23 protein-coding genes are annotated in these 23887 nt (G+C 66.5%); 10 read left to right on the top strand and 13 right to left on the bottom strand.

The annotated features are described in order from the left end of the window. Positions 1 to 60 precede the first annotated feature (60 nt). A complete protein-coding gene (locus ACQ260_RS04185; RefSeq protein ID WP_432558130.1) occupies positions 61 to 759 on the top strand; it encodes a queuosine precursor transporter in 699 nt (232 codons plus the stop codon). 82 nt (positions 760 to 841) lie between these two features. On the opposite strand, the gene tgt is transcribed toward ACQ260_RS04185, so the two are convergent. The 5 genes from tgt to hrcA form a co-directional block, all read right to left on the bottom strand. Next, the gene (tgt, locus tag ACQ260_RS04190; protein WP_432558131.1) at positions 842 to 2086 is read right to left on the bottom strand and encodes a tRNA guanosine(34) transglycosylase Tgt; all 1245 of its coding nucleotides are present in this window, start codon (positions 2084 to 2086) and stop codon (positions 842 to 844) included. Between the two features lie 96 nt (positions 2087 to 2182). Beyond that, entirely contained in the window at positions 2183 to 2953 is a 771-nt protein-coding gene (locus ACQ260_RS04195) for an AraC family transcriptional regulator (protein WP_432558132.1), read from the bottom strand. Positions 2954 to 3049: 96 nt separating this feature from the next. Then, entirely contained in the window at positions 3050 to 3775 is a 726-nt protein-coding gene (locus ACQ260_RS04200; RefSeq protein WP_432558133.1) for a 16S rRNA (uracil(1498)-N(3))-methyltransferase, read from the bottom strand. After that, positions 3772 to 4947, bottom strand: coding sequence for a molecular chaperone DnaJ (gene dnaJ, locus ACQ260_RS04205; RefSeq protein WP_432558369.1), 1176 nt, complete (start codon positions 4945 to 4947; stop codon positions 3772 to 3774). Before dnaJ ends, ACQ260_RS04200 begins: the two co-directional genes overlap by 4 nt. 8 nt (positions 4948 to 4955) lie before the next feature. Continuing rightward, positions 4956 to 5972: a heat-inducible transcriptional repressor HrcA gene (hrcA, locus tag ACQ260_RS04210; RefSeq protein WP_432558134.1), complete on the bottom strand. Its 1017-nt coding sequence runs from the start codon at positions 5970 to 5972 to the stop codon at positions 4956 to 4958. A gap of 81 nt (positions 5973 to 6053) precedes the next feature. Here hrcA and ACQ260_RS04215 point away from each other — a divergent pair, with 81 nt between their 5' ends. Then, positions 6054 to 6911, top strand: coding sequence for an MBL fold metallo-hydrolase (locus ACQ260_RS04215; protein WP_432558135.1), 858 nt, complete (start codon positions 6054 to 6056; stop codon positions 6909 to 6911). A gap of 102 nt (positions 6912 to 7013) precedes the next feature. On the opposite strand, the gene ACQ260_RS04220 is transcribed toward ACQ260_RS04215, so the two are convergent. Next, positions 7014 to 7799, bottom strand: coding sequence for an inositol monophosphatase family protein (locus tag ACQ260_RS04220; RefSeq protein WP_432558136.1), 786 nt, complete (start codon positions 7797 to 7799; stop codon positions 7014 to 7016). 124 nt (positions 7800 to 7923) lie between these two features. Here ACQ260_RS04220 and ACQ260_RS04225 point away from each other — a divergent pair, with 124 nt between their 5' ends. Continuing rightward, complete coding sequence (locus ACQ260_RS04225) at positions 7924 to 9336, top strand: sodium:proton antiporter (RefSeq protein WP_432558137.1); 1413 nt, start codon at positions 7924 to 7926, stop codon at positions 9334 to 9336. Here the strand turns inward: ACQ260_RS04225 and ACQ260_RS04230 are convergent. Beyond that, positions 9324 to 10172: a DUF3097 domain-containing protein gene (locus ACQ260_RS04230; RefSeq protein ID WP_432558138.1), complete on the bottom strand. Its 849-nt coding sequence runs from the start codon at positions 10170 to 10172 to the stop codon at positions 9324 to 9326. The two genes, ACQ260_RS04225 and ACQ260_RS04230, sit on opposite strands and share 13 nt — an antisense overlap. Positions 10173 to 10227: 55 nt before the next feature. After that, on the bottom strand, positions 10228 to 11439 hold the full coding sequence (hemW, locus tag ACQ260_RS04235) for a radical SAM family heme chaperone HemW (RefSeq protein WP_432558139.1): 1212 nt from the start codon (positions 11437 to 11439) through the stop codon (positions 10228 to 10230). A gap of 366 nt (positions 11440 to 11805) precedes the next feature. Here hemW and ACQ260_RS04240 point away from each other — a divergent pair, with 366 nt between their 5' ends. Continuing rightward, on the top strand, positions 11806 to 12891 hold the full coding sequence (locus tag ACQ260_RS04240; RefSeq protein ID WP_432558140.1) for an inositol-3-phosphate synthase: 1086 nt from the start codon (positions 11806 to 11808) through the stop codon (positions 12889 to 12891). 130 nt (positions 12892 to 13021) lie between these two features. Then, positions 13022 to 14068, top strand: coding sequence for a CPBP family intramembrane glutamic endopeptidase (locus tag ACQ260_RS04245; RefSeq protein WP_432558141.1), 1047 nt, complete (start codon positions 13022 to 13024; stop codon positions 14066 to 14068). Here the strand turns inward: ACQ260_RS04245 and ACQ260_RS04250 are convergent. Then, positions 14047 to 14604 carry a nucleosidase gene (locus ACQ260_RS04250; protein WP_432558142.1) on the bottom strand — a complete coding sequence of 186 codons (558 nt, stop codon included), beginning with the start codon at positions 14602 to 14604 and terminating at the stop codon, positions 14047 to 14049. The two genes, ACQ260_RS04245 and ACQ260_RS04250, sit on opposite strands and share 22 nt — an antisense overlap. Positions 14605 to 14608: 4 nt before the next feature. Next, on the bottom strand, positions 14609 to 16453 hold the full coding sequence (gene lepA, locus ACQ260_RS04255; RefSeq protein WP_432558143.1) for a translation elongation factor 4: 1845 nt from the start codon (positions 16451 to 16453) through the stop codon (positions 14609 to 14611). Positions 16454 to 16772: 319 nt separating this feature from the next. Between lepA and ACQ260_RS04260 the strand changes: the two genes are divergently transcribed. The 3 genes from ACQ260_RS04260 to rpsT all read left to right on the top strand — a co-directional run bounded on the left by ACQ260_RS04260 (position 16773) and on the right by rpsT (position 18401). After that, positions 16773 to 17321, top strand: coding sequence for a rhomboid family intramembrane serine protease (locus ACQ260_RS04260; protein WP_432558370.1), 549 nt, complete (start codon positions 16773 to 16775; stop codon positions 17319 to 17321). Further along, positions 17318 to 17983 (top strand): hypothetical protein, encoded by a 666-nt coding sequence (locus ACQ260_RS04265; RefSeq protein WP_432558144.1) that lies wholly within the window; start codon positions 17318 to 17320, stop codon positions 17981 to 17983. The genes ACQ260_RS04260 and ACQ260_RS04265 overlap by 4 nt, the downstream gene beginning before the upstream one ends. A 157-nt stretch (positions 17984 to 18140) precedes the next feature. Then, positions 18141 to 18401: a 30S ribosomal protein S20 gene (gene rpsT, locus ACQ260_RS04270; RefSeq protein ID WP_432558145.1), complete on the top strand. Its 261-nt coding sequence runs from the start codon at positions 18141 to 18143 to the stop codon at positions 18399 to 18401. 113 nt (positions 18402 to 18514) lie between these two features. On the opposite strand, the gene holA is transcribed toward rpsT, so the two are convergent. Next, positions 18515 to 19489 carry a DNA polymerase III subunit delta gene (gene holA / locus ACQ260_RS04275; protein WP_432558146.1) on the bottom strand — a complete coding sequence of 325 codons (975 nt, stop codon included), beginning with the start codon at positions 19487 to 19489 and terminating at the stop codon, positions 18515 to 18517. Positions 19490 to 19638: 149 nt separating this feature from the next. On the opposite strand from holA, the gene mca reads away from it, so the two are divergent. Both mca and ACQ260_RS04285 read left to right on the top strand, forming a co-directional pair. Further along, positions 19639 to 20550, top strand: coding sequence for a mycothiol conjugate amidase Mca (gene mca / locus ACQ260_RS04280; protein ID WP_432558371.1), 912 nt, complete (start codon positions 19639 to 19641; stop codon positions 20548 to 20550). A 311-nt stretch (positions 20551 to 20861) separates the two neighbouring features. Next, positions 20862 to 21683 carry a glycosyltransferase gene (locus ACQ260_RS04285; RefSeq protein WP_432558147.1) on the top strand — a complete coding sequence of 274 codons (822 nt, stop codon included), beginning with the start codon at positions 20862 to 20864 and terminating at the stop codon, positions 21681 to 21683. Between the two features lie 37 nt (positions 21684 to 21720). On the opposite strand, the gene ACQ260_RS04290 is transcribed toward ACQ260_RS04285, so the two are convergent. Then, on the bottom strand, positions 21721 to 22308 hold the full coding sequence (locus ACQ260_RS04290; RefSeq protein ID WP_432558148.1) for a YdcF family protein: 588 nt from the start codon (positions 22306 to 22308) through the stop codon (positions 21721 to 21723). A gap of 3 nt (positions 22309 to 22311) precedes the next feature. Then, entirely contained in the window at positions 22312 to 23733 is a 1422-nt protein-coding gene (locus ACQ260_RS04295; protein ID WP_432558149.1) for a sugar transferase, read from the bottom strand. Between the last annotated feature and the right edge of the window lie 154 nt (positions 23734 to 23887).

A 23887-nucleotide genomic window follows, 5' to 3' on the forward strand; every position in this document is an offset into this window, starting at 1 on the left:
GCCTAGAAGAGGCGTCCAAACCTGTCGGCCGCCTCTCGCGCCGGGCCTACACTCTCGCACGTGAAGCAGACCAGCCTCCGCCCTGTCGCGTACGCAACCATCGGTTCCGGCAACTACGCCGTCCTGGTCGCGCTCATGGCCGTGGTGGTGGTGCTGTCCAATATCGGCGGGTCAAAGGGAGTTATCTTCGGCCCGGTCATCACCGACGGCGGCTTCTTCCTCTTCCCGCTCGCCTACATCTGCGGTGACATCATCACCGAGATCTACGGCGCGAAAGCCGCCCGACGGGCGATCTTCACCGGCTTTGCGGCCAGCGTGCTCGCCGTCGTGACCTACGCGATCATCATCGTGCTCCCAGGCTTCGACGACGACTACGGGATCGCCAAGCAGCAGGCACTGGAGGTCGCCCTCGGCCCGGTCTGGCAGATCGTCCTGGCGAGCGTCCTCGGCTTCCTCGCGGGCCAGAACCTCAACACCCTGGTGATGTCGATCATGAAGAAGCGACATCTGGAGCGCGGCCTTTTCGCCCGCATGATCAGCTCGACCGGTCTGGGCGAGTTCGTCGACACCCTCGTGTTCTGCACCGTCGCGGCAACGGCCATCGGAATTACCACGGTCGGCCAGTGGGCCAACTACACGTTCTTCGGCTTCCTCTACAAGACGCTGTTGCAGTACGCCCTCATGCCGGTCACCGCTTGGGTCATCGGCCGCATCAAGCGTTACGAGCCGACCTATCAGGCGGCGCTGGACCCACGCTGAGCCCGCGTACGCACGGCCTGCCAACACCAGCGGCCACCCTCACCCTTTGACCCGCCCCGCGGGTCAGATCACAACGCCGCGCTCACCCACCGCCGGCCGCCACCTTCCCGGCATAGAACCGCCCCAGGAAGTCGTCGCGGAACGCGTCGAACTCGCCCATCTCGATCGACCGACGGATCGCATCGACGAGGCGGACCGTGAACCGCTCGTTGTGAATCGTGGCCAGCGTGAAGACGGCGAGTTCTTTCGCTTTGAAGAGATGGTGAAGGTACGCGCGCGTGTAGTTCGCGCAGGTGTAACAGTCGCACCCCTCCTCGATGGGGGCAAAGTTGCGCCGGTTGCGCGCGGTGTCGACGTTGAACCGGCCGTCGGCGGTGTAGAGCGCGGCGTTCCGCGCGACCCGCGAGGGCTGGACGCAATCGAAGGTGTCGGCCCCCGCCGCGATCGCGGCGAACAGGTCGTCGGGTTCGGAGATTCCCAGCAGGTGCCGCGGGCGGTCCTCAGGCAGTTCCTCGGTCACCCAGCGCACGATCCGGCCCAGGTTCTCCTTCTCCAAGGCTCCGCCGATGCCGAACCCGTCGAACCGCTGCCCGTCGATCTCCATCGAGCCGAGGTCGTGGGCTGCCTTGCGGCGCAGGTCCTCGTATTGCGCCCCCTGCAGCACGCCGAACAGCGCCTGATAGGGCTTGCCGACTCGTTCCTCGGTCAGCCGTCGGTGTTCGGCGAGGCAGCGCTCAGCCCAGAGCCGCGTCCGCTCCAACGACTCAACTTGATAGTCGCGCGTGTTCATCAGCGTCGTCAGCTCGTCGAACGCGAACATGATGTCCGCGCCAAGCTGATGCTGGACCTGCATCGACACCTCGGGCGTGAATCGGTGCAGCGAGCCGTTCAAGTGGGACTTGAACGTCACGCCGTCGTCGTCGACCCTGGACAATCGTTCCTTCCCGCCGGCAGTGGCGGCATCGTCCTCGGCCCGCTCGACGCTCATCGCGATGACCTTCTTGAACCCCGAGCCGAGGCTCATCACCTGGAATCCCCCGGAGTCGGTGAACGTCGGACCGGGCCAGTTCATGAAGCGGCCCAGTCCCCCGGCCTCGTCGACGATGTCGGCGCCGGGCTGGAGATAGAGGTGGTACGCGTTCGCCAGCAGGGCCTGAGCCCCGAGGTCGGCCATCATCTCCGGGAGCACCCCTTTGACGGTGGCCTGCGTCCCCACGGGGATGAAGGCGGGCGTGCGGATGGTGCCGTGTGGGGTCGTGATCACCCCGGCACGCCCACCGCGCTCGTCCAGCCTGGTGCCGATCTCGAACCCGAACTCCTCTGTCACGACCGTTGAGCCTAGCGTCAGGTCCGACCCCTGAGAGTACCCGCACGAACCGCACCATCCCGTCCACGGCGATGGCTGCACCCTGGCGGGGACATCTCAGGGCGACTCGCCCGAGCCCATCAGGGAGCGCTGATAGCGGCCCGGGCTCTGGCCAACCATCAGGGTGAAGATCTCGATGAAGCCACTCGGGTTGGCCCAACCGCACGCCAGCGCCGTGTCGAGGACCGAAACCCCGTCCGCCAACAGCAGCAGCGCCGAGTGGATCCGCAACTGGGTGCGCCATTGCGGGAACGTCATCCCGGTCTCGGACCGGAACAGGCGACTCAGGGTCCGCTCGCCGGCGCCGACCCGACGCCCGAGATCGCGCAGGGTCGCAGGTGAATCCAGTTCTCGCTCGACGATCCGGGTGACCTCGCGGAGCCGGTCATCGGTCGGTTGCGGCAGGTGCAGGGGTTGCTCGGGCGCCGCGCTCAGGTCGTCGATCGTGACCAGCCGGAGCCGATCGCGGGCCTCCAGCGACCGCACCCCGCCACCGGTCAGCCGCAGCACGGCCTCGCAGGCGAGTGCTGTCATGACGAGCACCATCGGCCGGTCGGGCAGGAGGTCAGCCTGCTCATCGGACATGAACACGATGCGCATGTCGGTCGTGCCATGGGCGTGATGCTGGTGCTCCGACCCGGCAGGGATCCAGATGGCGCGATTGGGCGGAGCGATCCAGGACCCGTGAGGTGTCGCCAGAGAGAGGACACCGGCCGCGGGATAGACGAGATGGCCCTGATCGTGCGAATGCGCGGGCGTGTGCTCCCGGTGGCGCAGGACGTGGACCGATTCCGGCAGGGTCGACTCATAATGGCGGATTTCAGGCATCTGAAGTCAGATTAACAGTTGGGCGCCGAGAGAAGACCGGATGCAATGGATGCTGGGGAACAAGGCAGCACCCGAGCGGGTGCCGCCGGCTGATTCTCAGCTGCGCAACCGCAGGTGGCCGACCGCGACGACACCGGCCGTCGATGTGCGCAGCACCCCGTCGCCGAGCGTCACGACTCGAGCGCCCGCCTCGACGAGCAGTGCGAGCTCCTCCGGCCCGATACCACCCTCCGGGCCGACGACGAGCGCCACTGTTCCCGAGGCGGGCAATTCGATCGCCGCCAAGGACTCCGTCCCGTCCTCGTGGAGCACGAGAGCGAGGTCGGCGGCGCCCAGCAGGTCGACCAGTGCACGCGTCGACAGGGTGTCGCCCACGAGGGGGATGCGGAATCGGCGCGACTGTTTGGCCGCCTCGCGGGCGGTCGACTGCCACTTGGCGCGAGACTTCTCTCCGCGGTCGCCCTGCCACTTCACGATGGAGCGGGCGGCCTGCCAGGGCCGGATCTCGTCCACGCCGACCTCGGTCATCATCTCGACAGCGAGCTCGCTGCGGTCGCCCTTGGCGAGACCCTGCACAGCGACGATCCGCACCGGCGGTGCCGGTGTCTCGACCACCTCGAGCACCTCGAGGTCCAGCCCCTGCTTGTCGGAGCCCGTCGTCAGGCAGCGGACCCCTCGCCCCCTGCCGTCGGCCAGGAGGATCTCCTCACCGACGCGAATGCGGCGTACCACCGCCGCATGCCGACCCTCGTCCCCCGCCAGCCGGAGGACCGCCCCGACCGCCGGATCCGCCAGGTCGGCGAGGAACAGCGGCAGCGTCACCGGAACGCTTCGCGGAACTTCTCGAACATCCCCTTGTCCCGCTTGTGCCCGTGATGGGGATCGAAGTTGTTCTCCTCGCGCAGGTTCGCGAGGTCCTCGAGCAGCTTGCGCTGTTCATGGCTGAGCTTGGTCGGCGTCTGGACGAGCAGAGTGACCCCGAGTTCGCCGCGGCGGTTGCTGCGGAGAGCGGGTACGCCCATCCCCGGGATCGCGATCCGCGTCCCGGATTGCGTGCCGGCCGGGATCTCCACCGCGACCGTGCGGGCCACGTCCTCGGTCTCGGGAAGGTCCGCGTCGAGCGTCTGCACCTCGATCTCCGTGCCGAGCGCGGCCGCCGTCATCGGGACCTTCACGACCATTTCGAGATTGTCACCGTCCCTCCGGAAGAGGGGATGCTCGGCGACGATGAGCTCGACATACAGGTCACCGGCGGGACCACCGCCGGGCCCGACCTCGCCCTGGGAAGCGAGGTGAATGCGGTTGCCGGTGCTGACGCCCGCAGGGATCTTGACGGTGAGGCTGCGATTGGAGCGCACGCGCCCGTCGCCGTCGCACTCACCGCACGGATTGGGGATCGTGGAGCCATAGCCGCGGCAGGTCGGGCACGTCTGGCTGGTGCGGATGTCCCCGAGGAACGATCGCTGCACATGCGTGATCTCACCGTGCCCGTGGCAGGTGCGACAGTTGGTCGGTTTGGCGTTCTCGGCGGATCCGCTGCCCTGACACCGTGGGCACAACACGGCGGTCTCGACCGTGATCGGCTTGTTGATGCCGAACGCCGCCTCGTGCAGTTCGAGCTGGACCCGCACGAGCGCATCCTGGCCGCGCCGCACCCGGGACCGCGGCCCGCGCGACGCCTGCTGGCCGAACATCGCATCCACGAGATTCGTGAAATCGAAGCCCGCGCCCGCGAAGTCGCCGAATCCGCCTGGCCCGAAACCGCCCGCCCGGCCGCCGCCCAGCGGGTCACCTCCGCGGTCATAGATGCTGCGCTTGCGCTCATCCGAGAGGACCTCATAGGCCTCCTGGATCTGCTTGAACTTCTCATCGGCCCCGGCCTCGGTCGCGACGTCGGGGTGATATTTCATCGCCATCCGCCGATAGGCCTTTTTGATCTGTTCGGCGCTGGCGTCTCGGGACACGCCGAGGAGCTCGTAGTAGTCAGACATCAGTGGGAGTTTCAACCTTCGGTGAGGAATCGGCCGACGTATCGCGCAACCGCACGAACTGAGGCCATGGTGGCGGGGTAGTCCATCCTGGTCGGGCCCATGATGCCGAGCCCGGCCCATACGTCGTCTGGGCTACCGTACGCCGCAGCCACCAGCGAGGTCGACTGCAGCGGTTCATATTCGTTCTCATGGCCGATCCGGACGGTGACCGTGTCACCGGTCGCGGCCTGGTCCAGGAGGCGCAGCAGGACGACCTGCTCCTCCAGCGCCTCCAGCACTGGCTGGACGGTGGTGGTGAAGTCACCGAACCGGGTCAGGTTCGGCACCCCGGCGACGGCCACGCGGGTCGTGGGCTCGCTGGACAGGACCTCGAGCAGCGCGGCCACGGCGATCCTGGTCCGCGCCTGGGGTCCGGGCGGAGCGGGCAGATCTGCGAGCAGACCCAGCTCGACCGCAGCCTCGGCCGCCGTGCGGCCGACCACGGAGTCGTTCAGCCGCGTCTTCAACGCCACCAGGTCGGTCTCGTCGTGCTCGGGCAGCTCGATCGCGCGCTGTTCCACGCGCCCGAGCGAGTTGATGACGATGAGCAGCACGCGGTCCTGGGTCAACGACACCAGCTCGACGTGGCGGAGAGTGGTGTTGGACTGGATCGGATATTGCACGATCGCGACCTGCTGGGTGATCTGGGCCAGCAGTCGCACGGTCCGGCTCACGATGTCGTCGATGTCGACCGCGCCGGACAGGAAGGCCTGGATCGCGCGGCGCTCGGCCGGCGACAGCGGTTTGACGGTCGCGAGCTTGTCGACGAACAGGCGATAGCCCTTGTCGGTGGGGATGCGTCCGGCGCTGGTGTGGGGCTGGGTGATGTACCCCTCATCCTCCAGACTCGCCATGTCATTCCGCACCGTCGCCGACGAAACGCCCAGGTTGTGCCGGTCCACGAGCGCCTTGGAGCCGACGGGCTCGCGGGTCGCGACATAGTCGGTCACGATCGCATGGAGAACGCGGAGCTTCCGCTCGTCGAGCACTGTCCCCCCTTTCGTCTCCACGGCCGCCCGTGCGGGCACCCCGATTGGCACTCTGCTGAAGCGAGTGCCAGTGTAACCCCTATGACCGGTCCTGCAGACTCCACGAACCGCACAACGGCAAGCGAAGGCACCTGGCAGCCAGTGGCCGACGGCATCTATCGCTTGGTGGCCGAACCCGATTCGGTGACCATCGGCCTGATCGTCGGGTCCGAGTCGGCGTTGTTGATCGACTGTGGGAGTACGCCGGAGCAAGGCGCGCGGTTGCGTCAATCCGTGGCGAACGTCACCGACAAGCCCCTGCGCGGTGTCGTGATCACCCATGAGGACCGCGACCACTGGTTCGGGCTCGCCGCCTTCGACGACCTCGAGTCGTATGGACATGAGACCCTCACCCAGCGCATCGACGCACCGGAAACCCTGGCCGAGGCCGAGCGCTTGGGTCTCACGCGCGCAGATCTGCGTACCCCCACCCAGGACTTTTCCATCGCCCGTGCCCTCGACCTCGGCGACCGGTATGTCGAACTGGTCCATCTCGGGCACGCACACACCCACAGCGACGTGGTCGTGAACGTGCCGCAGTCGAAGGTCCTGTTCGCCGGAGACCTCATCGAGAACCCGCACCCCTGGTTCGGGCCGGCCTCCTCGCCTCGCGGTTGGCCTGCGACGCTGAACATGATGATCGGCATGGTGCAGTCCGACGCGATCGTCGTCCCGGGCCACGGCGACATCGTGGACGCCCAGTTCATCGTGCAGACGCTGGCGAGCATGGCCTCGGTCCCCTACGAGACCGAACGGCTCGTCCACGCAGGCGTGAAGTTCGAGGACGCCGCCGAGCAGGGCGAGTGGCCGCTGCCGTGGGAAAACATCGCAGAAGGCGTGCGGACCGCGTACGCAGAGATGAGCGCCCAAGGAGTGACGCGTCGGCTGCCGCTGGTGTGAGATCGCGCGGAGTGACCCCCCGGGCTCCGCTGTTTCCGTGCGGGGGCGACCCCCGCACCCCCGCGCTCCGCTTGTGGTCAGGACCGCACCTCGGTGGTCACGTCACCCTGTGATGCAGCGCCGCCCGATCTCCCAGGTCTCCTCGTTCACAGCCACCACGAGCGGCTCGTCAGTGGGTTCGGCCCGATAGTCCCGGCCGTCGATCGTGCGGGATATCCCGCCCGCCTCGCGGAGGATCAGCGAGCCCGGGACGTGGTCCCAGGGCTTCATGTGGCGATAGATCAGGAAATCACCGATGCCGAGCGCGATGTTCGGATAGTCGATCCCGCAGGCATAGAAGGTCCAGCCGAGTTCTTCCACCCCCGCGGGGCGCCGACGCAGCAGGCGACGGTGGGTCGTGGCGCCGCGGACGTGGGCGAGATCCGGCGTCGGCAGGGTGACCGGCTGATCGTTGCAGGTGGCGCCGGACCCGAGCTCGGCGACCCACGCCCTGTCGAGTTCGGGCTGCCAGATCCACCCGCGGGTGATCTCTCCGGACCGCAGTTCCCCGACCATCACCGCATAGTCCTTGCGGCCATGAATGAAATTCCGCGTTCCGTCGACGGGGTCGATCACGAAGGCGTGCGGCACGTCGTGCACCAGGTCCGCCGCCCCGGGGTCCGCCGCAGTGGCCTCCTCCCCGACGATCAGGGCGTCGGGATAGGCGGCGTGCAGCAGAGCGGAGATCCGCACTTCGGCTTCGTGGTCTGCGACCGTCACGAAGTCGCCGGGGTTCTTCTCCGAGATGTCGTCGTCGGCAAGTGCTCGCCAGCGTGGTCGGATGACCTCCTCGGCGGTCTCCTGCATCAACAGCAGGATCTGCTCGGTGGTCAGCCCTGATCCGGTCATGGCACTACATTGCCGCAGATTGCCAAAATGTCGCGTCCGGCTATCTCATGGACCGGTCTCGGTCATAATCAGCCAATCCGGTGCAGCACGCCGGCGACTCAACGGCGAGCGCGCGGGAGCGAATGTGACCATCCACGCAATGACGGTGCAGTGGTGGTCTGCTTTGCCGTTCGTGACCCTGCTGCTGTCCATCGCGATTCTTCCGCTGATCCCGGCGACCGAACACGCGTGGGAGCGCAACCGGGTCAAACTGGCGGTAGCGCTCGCGTGCGGCCTGCCCGTCGCGTTGTGGTTCGTCGTGGCCGGCGAGGGATTGTCCGTGATTCATGCGCTGGTGGAGTACGGACAGTTCATCTGTCTGCTGTTCGCCCTGTTCGTGGTGTCGGGGGGCATCTTTCTGAGCGGCGACATCCGCGCTACCCCGCGGGCGAACACGACCTTCCTCGCCATTGGTGGCGTGGCCGCCTCGTTCATCGGCACCACCGGTGCAGCGATGCTCCTCATCCGTCCGCTGCTGAACACCAACCGGGAGCGCGAGCACAAGGTGCACACGGTGGTGTTCGCCATCTTCATCGTGGCCAACTGCGGCGGCCTGCTCACCCCGCTCGGCGACCCGCCCCTGTTCCTGGGGTTCCTCCGCGGGGTGCCGTTCGAATGGACGTTCGGGCTGTGGCCGCAGTGGCTGATGGTGAACACGTTGCTGCTGCTCACTTACTACGCGATGGACCGGCGGGCGTACGCCAACGAGTCCGACTTCGCCATCGCCTGGGACAAGTCGAGCCAGACCAAGCTGAGCGTCGTCGGCAAGCGCAACTTCATCTTCTTCGCCCTCGTGATCCTCGGCGTCGCGTTCGTCCCCTCTCTCGACCTGCACGCCATCGAGACCGGTCACGCCGGGCTCGCCCAGTGGATCCCGTGGCGAGAACTGCTCTTTCTCACCGCGGCCGCGCTGTCCTATTTCGTCGGCAGCCGGCACGTCCGGTTCCAGCTGAACCAGTTCACGTGGTCGCCGATCATCGAAGTAGCAGCGCTGTTCATCGGCATCTTCCTGGCCATGATCCCCGCGCTGGCCTTTCTGCGACAGGTGGCGCCCGACCTGCCGCTCAACACGGTGACCTTCTTCGTGTTCTCCGGATCGCTGTCGGCTTTCCTCGACAACGCCCCGACCTACGTCACGTTCTTCGAGATGGCGGCGCAATTGCCGGGCGAGCCACGGATCGGCACCGCGCCAGGTGTCCCCGAGGCCTATCTCCTGGCCATCTCACTGGGTGCGGTGCTGTGCGGCGCGATCACCTATATCGGCAACGGACCGAACTTCATGGTGAAGGCCGTCGCGGACTCAGCCGGTGTCCGGACGCCCAGCTTCGGGGGTTACCTCGTGTGGTCCTTGCGCTATCTCGTGCCGTCGATCACGGCGATGGTCCTGGTCTTCCTCACCACCGGCTGGCTGTGGCGCGGGCTCGGCATCGCCCTTGCGGCCGCGATCGTCATCCGTTCCCTGTGGCTCGCGAAAGCACCCCTGCGTCAGCCCACGTGATCGGCGGTGACGAAATCGATGAGCTTCTCCACCTCGGTCAACAGCTTCGGGTCAAGATCGGTCCACGAGTCGACTTTGGACAGCAGATGCTGCCAGGCCCGGGCGATGTCCGCCTGGTTCCCGTGCGGCCACCCCAGGTGCGCGCAGATGCCGGACTTCCAGTCGGTCCCGCGCGGGATCGTCGGCCACGCCTTCAGCCCGACCTTGGCGGGTTTGATGGCGGCCCAGATGTCGATGAACCGGTGGCCTGTGACGAAAACCCACTCCGCATAGGGTCCCGACGCGACGGCGTCGGCGATCCGCTGCTCCTTGCTGCCCGCCACAAGATGATCGGCCAGGACGCCGAGCCGACACCCCTCCTCCGGCCCGAACTTCTCCACGATTGCCGGCAGGTCGTCGATGCCGCCGAGGAACTCGACCACCACCCCAACGTGACGCAGGTCGTCGCCCCAGATCTTCTCGATCAGCTCGGCATCGTGGCGGCCCTCGACATAGATCCGGCTCGGCAGCGCGACTTTGGCCTTCGTCCCCGGTTGACTGCGTCGCGAGCCCGATGCCGTGTGGGTGAGGGTCTTGGGCGGCGCGCCCTTCTTCTGCGGGACCACCAGCGACACCGGCTTGCCATCGATCCAGAAGCCGGCCCCGAGCGGGAACGACCGGGTCTTGCCGCGGCGGTCCTCGAGGACCACGATCCCGTTCTCCCAGCGCACGACCGCGCCGACGAAACCGGTCGACACGTCCTCGACCACCAGACCCACCTCGAGCGGGTGATCAGCGGACTTCTTGCGCCCGGCCTGTTGCCAGCCGGGCTTCAACACGTCGGAGGAATAGCGCACCTGGTGATGCTAGGCGAGCGCGGCGCGGCGATCGGGACACGACACTCACGCGCGGTCAGTCCAGCAGGTCCCGGACGACCCCGTCAGCGAGCAACCGTCCGCGGAGGGTGAGGACGGCACGGTCCGCGCGCACCTCCAGCAGTCCCCCGGCCACGGGACCCGCTAGCCGGCCGCGCTCGGACTTTGTCAGGACCTCCAGCGGCAGCCCGTCGGCCAACCGCAGTTCCAGCAGGATCCGTTCGATGCGTCGGGTCGGCGCGTCCAGCACCTCGCGCGCGTACCCCGGTGACTCCCCCGCCGCCAGGCGACCGGACCATGCGGTCGGGTGCTTCACGTTCCAGAACCTGACCCCACCCACGTGGCTGTGCGCGCCGGGCCCGATGCCCCACCAGGTCCCGCCGCGCCAGTACGCCAGGTTGTGTCGGCACCGATCCGCACGCGTGCGGGCCCAGTTGCTGACCTCGTACCACCCGAAGCCCGCCCTGCCCAGCACCTCGTCCGCGAGCAGGTATTTGTCCGCCAGATCGTCGTCCTCCGGTTCCGGCAGTTCACCGCGTCGCATCCGGGCTGCCAACCGGGTGCCCTCCTCGACGATCAGCGCATAGGCGCTGACATGGTCGGGTGCGGCCGCCAGCGCGGCATCGAGCGAGCTCCGCCACGAGTCGAGGCTCTCCCCTGGCGTCCCATAGATGAGGTCCAGGCTGATCGAGTCGAAGCCCGCCGCGCGGGCCTCCGCCACAGCAGCCTGCGCGCGGCCGGCGGTGTGCTCGCGGTCGAGAATTCGCAGTACGCCGGCATCGGCCGACTGCATGCCGAACGAGATGCGGTTGAACCCCGCTGCCCGCAATGCTTCGAGATCGGTCGCGTCGACGCTGTCCGGGTTGGACTCCGTGGTGACCTCCGCATCCGCGGCGAGACCGAACCGTCCCTCGATCTCGGCCAGCACCCGTGCGAGATCCGCAGCTGGCAACAACGTCGGCGTACCCCCGCCGACGAACACCGTGCCCACCGCCGGACGGTCCGACCCGAGCACCCGATCCGCAAGGGCGAGCTCCGCGATCGCCGCAGCCGCCCAGTCGCGCCTCGAGCCGCCGCCGCCGAGCTCCTCCGCCGTATAGGTGTTGAAGTCGCAATATCCGCAGCGCGACCGACAGAAGGGCACATGCAGATAGATGCTCAGCGTGGCGTCCGGGACCTCGGCGAGCGCCGCCGCCGGCAGCGAGCCGTCGCGCGGGACCGGGTCGCCCTCGGGCAGCGTCGACGGCATGGCACCTTCCTGACTCGTCGCCCGGTGAGGAACGACTGGTTCGATTCCGTCAGGTTAGAGCCACATCCGACAACGAAGGTGACCGGGGCGGGAGGGTATGCCGCGCGATCACCGCTCACCTGAAGAAGCAGGCGATGCGCGATATTGCCCCGGCGAGGAACTGAACTGACCCGAACCACCGCTCTGCCTCCTGCGTTGACTAGGAGAAACGATGCTCGGGGATCAACAATCTAGACGCCCGCGGGCGGCGTTCTGCCCAACGGAACACCCGAATCGCTGGCTGGAAGAAATTTCAACTACAATATCCGGTGGCCCGCATGCAGGCGGACCCTCCGAAACGCTTGGACCCTGTCCTCAGGAGGCTCTGTGTCCACAAACCCCATCCGTGTCGCCATCGTCGGCGTCGGCAACTGTGCATCCTCGCTCGTCCAGGGCGTCGAGTTCTATCGCAACGCGGCGGACGACGAGGTCGTCCCCGGCCTGATGCATGTGCGCTTCGGTGACTATCACGTCGGTGACGTGCAGTTCGTCGCCGCTTTCGACGTGGACGCCGAGAAGGTTGGCCAGGATCTCTCGAAGGCCATCTATGCCTCGCAGAACAACACGCTGGTGTTCTGCGAAGTGCCGACTACCGGCATCATCGTGGATCGGGGACCGACTCTGGATGGGCTTGGGCGCTATTACCGGGAGTCGATTCTCGAGTCGTCCGCCACGCCGGTCGACGTCGTCGCGCGCCTCAAGGAGGCCAAGGTCGACGTCGTCGTGAGCTATCTGCCGGTGGGCTCGGAGGAGGCCGATCGCTTCTATGCGCAGGCAGCCATCGATGCGGGCTGTGCGTTCGTGAACGCGCTGCCGGTGTTCATCGCGGGCACGCCAGAGTGGGCCGAGAAGTTCGCCGATGCCGGCTTGCCGATCGTCGGCGACGACATCAAGTCCCAGGTGGGTGCCACCATCACCCACCGCGTCATGGCGCGACTGATGGAGGAGCGCGGCTATGTGGTCGACCGCACCTATCAGCTGAACGTCGGCGGCAACATGGACTTCAAGAACATGCTCGAGCGCGACCGGCTGGAGTCCAAGAAGATCTCGAAGACCCAGGCCGTCACCTCGAACCTGGACAAGGAACTCGGCGACAACGATGTGCACATCGGCCCGTCCGACTACGTCGGGTGGCTGGAGGACCGCAAGTTCGCGTTCGTCCGGCTCGAGGGCCACGGCTTCGGGAACGCGCCGATGAGCATCGAATACAAGCTCGAGGTCTGGGACTCCCCCAACTCCGCCGGCGTGATCATCGACGCCATCCGCGCGGCAAAGATCGGTCTCGATCGTGGCGTGGGCGGTCCGCTGCTGTCGGCCTCGTCCTATTTGATGAAGTCCCCGCCCGAGCAGCGCCGCGATGACGTCGCGCGTGCCTCGCTCGAAGCGTTCATCGCCGGCGAGCTCGAGCGCTGACCCTCGGCTGAGCCGGGTCCGGCCTGTCCGTTGCGGCCAGGCCGGCAAGGCCGTCGCATCGCGGACCGATCCCGCGATTTGCCTGTGGATAGTGCGGCGATCGCTTGTCAGGGTCTGCTGGGATGGACGCATGAGCTCGCCGCCGCCCCGCCATTTCCCGCCGCCCCCGCATCCTGCCCTCCCACACGCGCGGACCGGCACTCCGCCCTTGCCGACACCGGTGGACTATGTCGGGCTCACCCGACCGGGGCGACGCTGGTGGCGGTTCCTCGTCTCGCTGTTGTTGCTCGGCGCGATTGTCGGCGCAGGCCAGCTGATCGTGACCCTGGCTTTCATCGTCGTGGGCCTCGTGGCCGGCTGGGATCCGCTGTGGTTCATGACATCCCTGGTCGACCTGTCCGCGGTCCGGATGTCGCCGGGATCGTTGTTGTATGTCAATCTCGGGCTCGCCACTCTCATCCCCGCCTCGATCATCTCCACCCGGGTGGCGCAGGGCATCCGTGCGGGATTCGTGCATTCCGTGGCCGGGCGCTTCCGCTGGGCGCTCTTCGGCCAAGTGGCGCTGCTCCTGCTGCCGGTCTGGCTGCTGTTCCTGCTCGGGTCGGTCGCGCTGTCCGGGGGCTCGCTCACCGACCTGAACCCACATCCACAACTGTGGGCGCTGCTCCTGGTGTGCTGGCTCACGACACCCCTGCAGTCCGCTGGTGAGGAATATGCGTTTCGGGGCTGGCTGCTGCAGAACCTCGGCGGGCTGTTCGCAATCCGCGTCCTTGCCTGGGCTCTGCCGATCACCACCTCCGCCGTCCTGTTCGGTTTCCTGCACGGGAGCGCCGATCCGTGGGTGCTCGGGAGTCTCATGATCATGGCGGTCGCCACCGGCATCCTGACGTGGCGCTCCGGGGGCCTCGAGGCCGCGGTCGCCCTGCACACGGTCAACAACATGGTGACCATGCACATCACGCTGTTCCTCGGTGGCTTCGACGCCGCCTTCGTCAGCGAGGACACCACCGGAAACCCGTTGGATCTGCTCGCCACCCTCGTCGTCTATGCGATCGCCATCGGGATCGTGTGGTGGTGGCTCAAACGGCGGCGGGTGGCCAACACGACCACCGTCGATCCGCGGATCCCCCGCTGGATGCCCAGTGCGCCCGCGCCTCAGCCGAACAGTCGTCCATAGGCGGCCGCAAGTGCGCGGGCCGAGCGGTCGGCCAATTCGGTCCAGGCCAAGGCTGCCTCGTCGGCCGAGTCCGAAATGTGTTTGATCACGCGGAGGTGGACGCCCAGTTCGCGACAGGCGTACGCGATGGCGAAGCCCTCCATGTCCACGACATCACAGCGCCCCACGAGCGCCTGTCGGGCTGCTCCGCCGGCCACGAACGCATCCCCGCTGCCGAGGACCGGTCCGGTCCCGCCGAGCTCGATGCGGTTGTCCGGGGTGAATCCGAGGGCACGAAGCATCTCCTCGTCGACATCCCGGTTGATGACGGCTGAGGGCTCGAAGACGTCCTCCTGATGCGGGCCGAGCGCGCCCACGCTGCCGAGGTTGACGACCAGCAGGTCGGCCCGCTGCTCGGGCGCCGGAGCTCGGTCGAGGATCGCGCGCGTGGTGGCAACCGCGGCCTTGGTCAACCCGACGCCCGTCAGCACGAGGTCGGTGTCCGCGGGCAGATAGCGGGCTTCCTGCGGGAGCGCAACGAGCACGAGGGGACGCATGGGCCTATTTTTCGCCCTTGTCCTTGCCGCCCTCGCCGGTCGAGAGTGCCGCGACGAACGCCTCCTGGGGCACCTCCACGCGGCCGACCATCTTCATCCGCTTCTTGCCTTCCTTCTGCTTCTCGAGCAGCTTGCGCTTGCGGGAGATGTCGCCGCCATAGCACTTGGCGAGCACGTCCTTGCGGATGGCGCGGATGGTCTCGCGCGCGATGACCCGCGAGCCAATCGCTGCCTGGATCGGCACCTCGAACTGCTGCCGCGGGATGAGCTCCTTGAGCTTGGACGCCATCGCGACACCATAGGCATAGGCCTTGTCCTTGTGGACGATGGCGGAGAACGCATCCACGGGATCGCCGTGCAGGAGAATGTCGACCTTGACGAGATCCGCTGCCTCTTCACCGGCGTCGTCGTAATCGAGGGATGCGTACCCCTTGGTCCGTGACTTGAGCGCGTCGAAAAAGTCGAACACGATCTCGGCCAGCGGCAGCAGATAGCGAATCTCGACGCGGTCCTCCGACAGATAGTCCAGGCCCTGCTGCACACCACGGCGGGTCTGGCAGAGCTCGAGGATCGTGCCGATGTATTCCGCCGGCGCCAGGATCGTCGCCTTGACCATGGGTTCGTAGACCTCGGCGATCTTGCCTGTGGTCGGGTATTCGCTCGGGTTCGTGACCGTGTGCTCGGACCCGTCCTCCAGCACCACGCGATAGACCACGTTGGGCGCGGTGGAGATCAGATCCAGGTTGAACTCGCGCTCCAGCCGCTCGCGGACGATCTCCATGTGCAGCAGCCCGAGGAAGCCGATGCGGAAACCGAAGCCCAGAGCGCCAGAGGTCTCCGGCTCATAGGTCAATGCGGCATCGTTGAGCTGCAGCTTCTCGAGCGCTTCACGCAGCTCGGGAAAGTCGTTCCCGTCGATTGGATAGAGCCCTGCGTACACCATCGGATTCGGGTGCTGATAGCCCGACAGCATCTCCGCCGCCGGCCGCACCGCCGAGGTGACCGTGTCACCCACCCGGGATTGGCGGACTTCCTTCACACCGGTGATCAGATAGCCCGTCTCACCGACACCGAGCTTGTCGACCTTCTTCGGCTCGGGCGAGATCACCCCCACCTCAAGCACCTCATGGGTCGCCTTGGTCGACATCATCAGGATCCGTTCCCGGTGGGACAACTCCCCGTCGACCACGCGCACATAGGTCACCACGCCGCGATAGGTGTCATAGACCGAGTCGAAGATGAGCGCGCGTGCCGCAGCGTCGGCATCGCCGACGGGTGGCGGAATCTCGGCGACGACGTGGTCGAGCAACTCCTTGACCCCTGCACCGGTCTTCGCGCTGACCTTGAGCACCTCGTCGGGGTCACAGCCGATGATGCCGGCGATCTCCGCCGCATATTTCTCCGGCTGTGCACTCGGCAGGTCGATCTTGTTCAGCACTGGAATGATGTGCAGATCGGCATCGATCGCGAGATAGAGGTTCGCCAGCGTCTGGGCCTCGATGCCCTGCGCCGCGTCGACCAAGAGGATCGCACCCTCGCAGGCTTCGAGTGATCGTGAGACCTCATAAGTGAAGTCGACGTGGCCAGGGGTGTCGATCATGTTCAACACATAATGCTGCCCGTCGATCTCGTAGGGCATCCGGACCGCCTGCGACTTGATCGTGATGCCACGCTCACGTTCGATGTCCATCCGATCCAGGTATTGCGCCCGCATCGCCCGGTCGTCGACGATCCCGGTGATCTGCAGCATGCGGTCGGCCAACGTGGATTTGCCGTGGTCGATGTGCGCGATGATGCAGAAGTTGCGAATGATCGCCGGGTCGGTCTGTCCGGCAATGGGTGCGGTCATGTGCGTCCTGAGTCAGGGGCTGTGCGCCCGGCGTGTGGTGGACGGTCGATTGTCTCACAGTTTCAATTGCGTTCAATTGCGCGGACTTGCGCCACGCGATCGCTCGGCCCGCCTGCGGGCGACGACGCGCAGGTTCCGGTCAAGGGCCCTGAAGCCGCTGCCGCATCGAGGTCCCACGGGGGCTGCGGACATCGGCAAGTCCGGCGCGCGCGAGTTGGTTGAGTCTGGCCCTGTCGTCAGGAGAATGGAACGCATGGCGTACACCAACCCCACCGCTCCCCCACGCAAAGTCGAAACCCCCAAGGGGGCAGCGATCTTCATGGTGGTGGCCGTTGTCTTCCTCTGGATCCTCGAGATAATCGACACGATCCTGCTCGGCTGGCTCGACCGCCTCGGCATCCACGCCCAGGAGCCGACGGGCTGGGCCGGCATTCTGTTCGCGCCATTCCTGCATGCCGGGTTCGGGCACCTGCTCGCCAACTCGATCCCGCTGCTCGTGCTCGGCTTCCTGATTCTCGTGGGACGCGGTGGTGCGCTGCGCATGGCGTGGTCGACGTTGGTGTCGATGGTGTCCTCGGGCATCGCCGCTTGGCTCCTGACGCCTGCGCATCACATCGTGGTCGGCGCCTCGGGCGTCGTGTTCGGGTGGTTGACCTACCTGGTCGCGCGCGGCTTCTTCGCCCGCGACGTGAAATCGATCCTGATCTCGATCCTCGTCTTCATCCTCTATGGTTCGGTCCTCTGGGGCGTCTTCCCGACCCAGGTCGGCGTTTCCTGGCAGGCGCACCTGGGTGGTGCGATCGGTGGCGTGTTCGCGGCATGGGTGATGCATCGTCGGGCCGCTCGAAAGGTGTCGGTGGGGTTGTGAGTGTGGTTGGTGCGGGTCGGCGGGGAGTACGCCGGCTCGTTCTCAAGGTGTGTGTGCCCATCGCTGCGGTCACGCTCGTCGCAGCCTGCGGGTCGGCCACCGACCCGTCGGAGAAGCGGATTCGCGAGCGGGCAAGCCATGCGCAGGTGGGCCTCGACGCCCGGCTGACCCCACTGATGCGCCAGCAGGAAGTGATCGCCGACTGGCGGGCCGACTATTGCGTGGACGACCCCTTCACCACGGCCGAATGGGATTGCTTCGCCACGCGCAACATCGCGATCTCCACTCCGGATCTGCGCGCCGGCGCACAGGCCGTGGACACCGAGCTCACGCGCTTGGGGTGCCATCCGCAGGGCGACCCCGAGTTGATGGGCCTCACCGTGATGCTGGACAACCAGGCCGATCTCGAGCCGGCCCATGCGCTGCCGACCGTGCAGTTCCGCTGCGGTGAAGACTCGATCTTCATTCAGCCGAGCGACGCCTCCGACCCCCGGCTGGCCACGATCCAACGTCCGGACGCCTGGCCCGAAGAGGCCACGGGCGGCGCGGGCAGCCGCATGTTGGGCGGTGGCACCATAACCGAGGAAGACGCCAACCGGCTGCGCTCGACCGGAGAAGATTTCATGTTGGCCACCGCGATGCGCAACTATCACAGCGAATGATGGCCTAGGCTTTTTGGGAACGCGCGCCACCCCGCACGCCCTCCGGTGAACTGCCGGTTTGGCGATGGGCGCTGTGCGGCGTATAGTTTTCCACCGTGCTATCGCGACCCTTCGCGAGCACATCCACGAAATACTCAGCGAATCAGAGGCCTGCCCAGTGGCGAATATCAAGTCCCAGATCAAGCGGAACAAGACGAACGAGAAGGCTCGGCTGCGCAACAAGGCCGTGAAGTCCGAGTTCAAGACGGCTATCCGTCGCTTCAACGAGGCGGCGGAGACCGGTGATAGCGAGAAGGCGAAGGACGCTGCCCGCAAGGCGACCCGCCTCCTCGACAAGGCGGTCAGCAAGGGTGTCATCCACCGCAACCAGGCTGCCAACAAGAAGTCCGCGGTTGCGAGCCGCGCTGCTGCGCTCTGACCCCTCGCCGCTGAGCCTCTCGGGCGCCTCGACCATCGGTCGGGGCGCCTTTCGGCGTTGAGTCGGTGGAGCGCGATGCTGGCTCCGACGGGACTGCCCCGCTGTCTTGCGCTTCAGGCGCGCCGGCAGCCCACGACAGCCAGGAGGCAACGCTCAAGCGCATAGTCCGCATCATCGGCAGCGCCCTTGACGTCCGCATCTGCCTGAGCAACGTGCTGGATGGCGGCGGCGAGTCCGCGCGCGTCCCACCCCCGCAACTGAACCCGCATGGAACGGATCTTCCAGGGCGGAACCCCGATGTCCCTGGCGAGGTCGTTGTCCCCCATTCCGCTCCGGTTGGCCTGCAGCTTGCCGAGACCCCGCAGCCCGGCAGCCAGCGCTGACGTGACCAGGACCGGCGCTGTGCCGGTGTCCAGCGCCCAGCGGAGCTGCTCCAGCGCACGCACCGTGCGGCCGGCCAGGATCTCGTCGGTGACGGCAAAGCTGCTCACCTCGGCGCGACCGCCGAAATAGCGCCGCACCAACTCGATGCTCACCTCTTCGTCGCCCATTCGGTCGGCGGCCAGTTGGCTCACGGCTGCCGCGAGCGCACGCAGATCGTGACCGACCGCATCGATGAGAAATTGCGCCGCATCCTCGGGGATCCTGACCCTTGCGGCCTTTGCCTCGTCGTGGACGAACCGGAGAAGATCCTTGGGTTTCGGCAACGGGTTGTCGATGATCTCCGGCTTGGTCTTCTTGAGCTTGTCGAGCAGGCCACGGCCCTTCTGACCACCTGCGTGGACCAGCACCAGGGCAACATCTTCGGGCGGATCCGCCGCCAACGCGACCAAATGATCGATCAGCTCGGCGGGCAGACTCCCGACATCACGCACCACAGCGATCGAAGAGCTCGCGAACAGCGATGCGCCCGCCAATTCCCCCAGCCGTGCGGCATCGAGATGCAGAGCCTCGATGTCATGTCGGTCGGCATCAGGTCGCTCCTTGGCGGCCAGTGCCACCTGCTTGTCCACGGCACGCTCCGCGAGCAACGCTTCCGGGCCCGTCACCAGGAGGACGCGACCGAAGGGACTCACAGCTCTTGCCATGGCCCCAGCATGCCACCGCCCACCGACAGGCGCTGCCTGTCCCTCTGTGCCCTACAACGGAACGCCGGGAACAACCTCACGCCGTGGGGTGTTGTGTGCTGGTGGGTCCCGGATCTCTGCCCCGTGCCTGGAGGAGTTGCTCAATGACCATGTCCCTGCCGCGCTACACGCCTGAGGGCGATCAACTGCGCCTGCTGCACGTGCATGCGCACCCTGACGACGAGTCGAGCAAGGGCGCGGCGACCACGGCGCGCTATGTGGCGGAGGGCGTTCGGGTGGTCGTGGCGACCTGCACCGGTGGCGAACTGGGCTCGATCCTCAATCCGGCGATGGATCGCCCCGACATCGTCGCCAACCTGCCCGAGGTCCGGCGTCGGGAGATGGACCGGGCCCGACAGATCCTCGGTGTCGAACAGGTATGGCTCGGGTTCATGGACTCCGGCCTCCCCGAGGGCGACCCGCTGCCGGCCCTGCCCGAGGGCTGCTTCGCACTGCAGGATCCCGAGGAGGCCGCCGCGCCCCTCGTCCAACTCATCCGGGACCTGAAGCCGCACGTCGTGACGACCTATGACGAGTTCGGTGGCTATCCACACCCGGACCACATCATGTGCCACAAGGTGACGATGGCGGCTGTCCGCCAGGCAGCAGACCCGACCGTGCGCCCCGACCTCGGACGGGCGTGGGAGGTGCCGAAGGTCTATTACCAGCACACCCTGAACCACCCGCGGATGGTCGCGCAGCACCAGGAGATGGTCGCGCGCGGTTTGGAGTCGCCGTACGCCGAGCGCCTCGAGAACTGGTCACACGAAGGTCGTGCACACCCCTCCCGGATCACGACGTCGGTGGAGTGCGGTGACTGGTTCCATGTGCGCGACCAAGCCCTGCTGGCCCATGCGACGCAGGTGGACCCGAACGGCGGCTGGTTCCAGGTGCCGCTCGAGGTGCAGCGCGCCGTCTGGCCGACCGAGGAGTTCGAGTTGGCCATCGACCGGGTCGGAGTCCGCCTTCCGGAGACCGACCTGTTCGCCGGCATCGTGGCCGTTGAGCGACAGGCCGCTTGAACTCTCACCCAGTCCGGAACTCTCACCTTGGTCCGGCCGACTCCCCTGGGAGCCGGCCGCAGGCCGCACTGGCAGCTGTGGCATGATCGAGCGCGCATCGAGACCCCAGTCCGAGGCACGAATAGCCGTCGCCGCGGGTTGCGGCGGATCGGGCTCCACGCCTCAGCAGCGCCCACAAGGGGGAGACTTTGCGGTATTCATTGGCTGACCTGTCGGGTCGGCGACTGCTCCTGGTGTGTTCCACGGGCGGACACCTGACCGAGCTGACACGCTTGGTTCCCCAGCTGGATGTCGATCCGGCAAGCATCTGGGTGACTTTCGACACTCCACAGAGCCGCAGCCTGCTCCGTGGACGAGAGGTCCACTTCGTGCCTTATGTGAGCCCGCGGGACTATCGCGGCGTCGTCAAGGCGAGCCGCATCCTCTGGCCACTGCTCAAGGAGGTCGAGGGTGGCCTGTCGACTGGTGCCGGTGTGGCTCTGGCAGCGCTGCCCCCGCTCCTGCTGCGCGGCAAGCCCGCTGTCTATCTCGAGAGCATCGCGCGCATCGAGGGTCCGTCGCTGACAGGAAAAGTCCTGTCCCGGCTGCCGAAGATCGGCCTCTATTCACAGCATTCGGATTGGGCCCGCCCACCGTGGCGCCTCGGCCCGTCCGTGCTGTCTCAATATCGCCAGGAGCCCAGCCCTCCCCGACCGATTCGCCGGGTGTTCGTGACCCTGGGCACCATCAAGCCTTATCGATTCGACCGTTTGATCGACACCGTGCTCGCTTACTGCCGACAGAACCCCGACCTTGATGTTCTGTGGCAGGTCGGGTCGACCAGCCGCACGGATCTGCCTGGGCAGGTCGTCGAGCAACTCTCGGATGCTGATTTCGCGGCAGCACTCCGCGAGCACGACCTGATCGTCGCCCACGCAGGCGTCGGCGTGGCCATGAACATCCTGGATCAAGGACACATTCCCCTGTTGATGGCGCGGGAACACACCCATGACGAGCACGTGGATGATCACCAGGGTGAGATCCTCGAGCACTTGGTCGGCTTGGGGCTGGCGGTTCGAGCCGAAGAAGCGCTGACGGATAAGTCCCTGCTCGATCACGTGCGCGCCACCCAGATCCTGAGGGACGCTCCCTGACCCCGACGAGACGACGCGGTCGACGAGCGGAACTCTGTCAGCCCGAGAGTCCGAAGGGCAGCATGTCGTCACAACCCGGCGTGGCCGACGCCTTTGCCCAACTGATGGTCTCGTAGAACGCCTTGACGACCCGCTCGCGCCGACCATAGGGATAGTTGGTCGAGCCGAAACGCATGTCCCCCGAATAGCAGCGCTCGAACAGCAGCCTGGTTCTGGGCACATGCGCCGGCCACGTCACGACCGTGACGGACGACCACCCATGATCCTCCATGAGGCTGGGCAGGACCATGGCCTCGCCCTGAGTGGTGGCCGGTTGAGGTTCGATGCACACCACAGGACGGCCGCTATGGAAGCCCTCGAGACACTCGGGGAGGTTGTAATCCGTCCAGCTCAGCACCAGCGCGTCGGCGAGCCCCTCTTCGAGCATCTGGAGGCCCATCCCTGCCCCGTAACGCTCGCCGCCGAGGAGATAGATCACGTCCGAGTGCTGCGGCGGATCCAGGCGCGGCTGGTCGAACCGCGGAAACACCAGCAGCAGCCATCCCGTGGCTATCGCCATGATCGCAGCGAGACCGACCGAGACGACCCGGATCCACCGATGCCGCCACACGTGGTGGAACTTCACCGATCAGTAGGCTCCGGAACCCGCGAGCACGGCCTTTCCGGTGCGCCCGAGGATGATGAGGTCCGAGACGATTGACCAGTTCTCGACATAGTAGAGATCGAAACGGACCGACTCTTCCCAGCTCAGCTCGCTCCGGCCGTTGATCTGCCACAGACCGGTCATGCCAGGCTTCACCAGCAGGCGACGCCGAACGTCGGCGTCGTAAACGGCGACTTCCGACGGCAGAGGCGGTCGCGGCCCGACGAGGCTCATGTCACCGCGGAGCACATCGAACAGCTGTGGCAGCTCATCGAGGCTGTATTTCCGCAGGAAGGTGCCCAAGGGGGTAATCCGTGGATCGTTGCGGATCTTGACCAGCGGACCGCTGTCCTCGTTCACCGCCTCGGTGGACGCCAACCAGGCGGCGTCATTGCGGATTTTCTCGGCGTTGACGACCATCGAACGAAACTTGGTCATGCGGAACGGCTTGCCATCCAGACCGACACGTTCCTGACGAAAGAACACGGGTCCCCGATCCTGGCGCCACACGAGGAACGCGAGCACGGCGAACACGGGGCTGAGCAGGCCGATCAGAATGGCGGCACCAACCCGATCGAACATCGTCTTGGCAAACAGCCGAGGACCGCTGAAGACCGGCTGCTCCACCAGGAGCAGCGCGTGCCCATCCATGGGACGGGTGCGAACCCGTGGGCCGGCGACGTCGACCAACCCCGGCACCACGATGAGGTCGGTGTTCGTGCCCTCCAACTGCCAGGACAGGTTCCGCAAACCGCCTTCGTCGTCGAGGTGCGACACAACCGCGACCACGTCAGCGCCTTCCGATCGGGCCACCAACGAGGCTTCCCGCGCGCGCCCCAGCACCGGCACGCCACCGATGGACCTGGCGGTGAAATCGTCGGTCGGGCAGACACCGATCACGTGATAGCCAGCGCCGGGGTTGGAGTGCAGACTGCGGATCACGGTCTCGATGCGGTCACGCGTGCCCGTAACGATCGTCCTGCTGCTGTGGCGCCCAGCGATGCGATGCCGCACCAGCCATTTCCGCCAGAGCCATCGACCGACAAGAAGGGCGCACAAGCCGACGGGCAGAGCCACCACGACGTAACCGCGGGCCACTTCGAGCTTCAGCACATAGCTGCCGATGGCGATCGACCCGAAGATGAAGAAGGTCGCTTTGATCACCGAGCGGTATTCCTCGGGCCCGTGTCCGAGCATTCTCGCGTCGTAGGAATCGAACAGGCGCAGGGCGAAAACCCATCCGCAGGCGAGCGCGACCAAGCGGGCCACGTGGCCGACGCTTGCGCCGTCGCCCGCGAGGCTCAGGTTGTAGTCACCGAACCGGGCGAACTCAGCCAAGAGCACCACGCCGACGATGATGCCCAGGTCCGTGAGTGCCAACCGACGACCCACCGCACCTTTCGGCATCGATGCATAGTTCTCGCGTACGCGATGCTCCAATAACGTCACTCTGTCCCCCAAAACAACTGTCGCGCCGACACACGCCCTGAACTACGCGGCCACCGTTCGTCGGACCCTATGCTCCTATGTCAGCGGTGCAGTTCCAAACCGACGGTGCTCC

Origin of the sequence: Ammonicoccus luteus, assembly GCF_050880385.1 — a bacterium.
In the GTDB taxonomy this organism is placed as follows: Bacteria; Actinomycetota; Actinomycetes; order Propionibacteriales; family Propionibacteriaceae; genus Enemella.

Bases quoted from the DNA above. Each gene is read 5' to 3' on its own strand.
- ACQ260_RS04245 (WP_432558141.1), top strand. From the start codon at position 13,022: ATGAGCTCGCCGCCGCCCCGCCATTTCCCGCCGCCCCCGCATCCTGCC.
- ACQ260_RS04250 (WP_432558142.1), bottom strand. From the start codon at position 14,604: ATGCGTCCCCTCGTGCTCGTTGCGCTCCCGCAGGAAGCCCGCTATCTG.
- ACQ260_RS04195 (WP_432558132.1), bottom strand. From the start codon at position 2,953: ATGCCTGAAATCCGCCATTATGAGTCGACCCTGCCGGAATCGGTCCAC.
- mca (WP_432558371.1), top strand. From the start codon at position 19,639: ATGTCCCTGCCGCGCTACACGCCTGAGGGCGATCAACTGCGCCTGCTG.
- ACQ260_RS04295 (WP_432558149.1), bottom strand. From the start codon at position 23,733: ATGCCGAAAGGTGCGGTGGGTCGTCGGTTGGCACTCACGGACCTGGGC.
- ACQ260_RS04215 (WP_432558135.1), top strand. From the start codon at position 6,054: ATGACCGGTCCTGCAGACTCCACGAACCGCACAACGGCAAGCGAAGGC.
- ACQ260_RS04220 (WP_432558136.1), bottom strand. From the start codon at position 7,799: ATGACCGGATCAGGGCTGACCACCGAGCAGATCCTGCTGTTGATGCAG.
- hemW (WP_432558139.1), bottom strand. From the start codon at position 11,439: ATGCCGTCGACGCTGCCCGAGGGCGACCCGGTCCCGCGCGACGGCTCG.
- lepA (WP_432558143.1), bottom strand. From the start codon at position 16,453: ATGACCGCACCCATTGCCGGACAGACCGACCCGGCGATCATTCGCAAC.
- holA (WP_432558146.1), bottom strand. From the start codon at position 19,489: ATGGCAAGAGCTGTGAGTCCCTTCGGTCGCGTCCTCCTGGTGACGGGC.
- ACQ260_RS04260 (WP_432558370.1), top strand. From the start codon at position 16,773: ATGGTGGTGGCCGTTGTCTTCCTCTGGATCCTCGAGATAATCGACACG.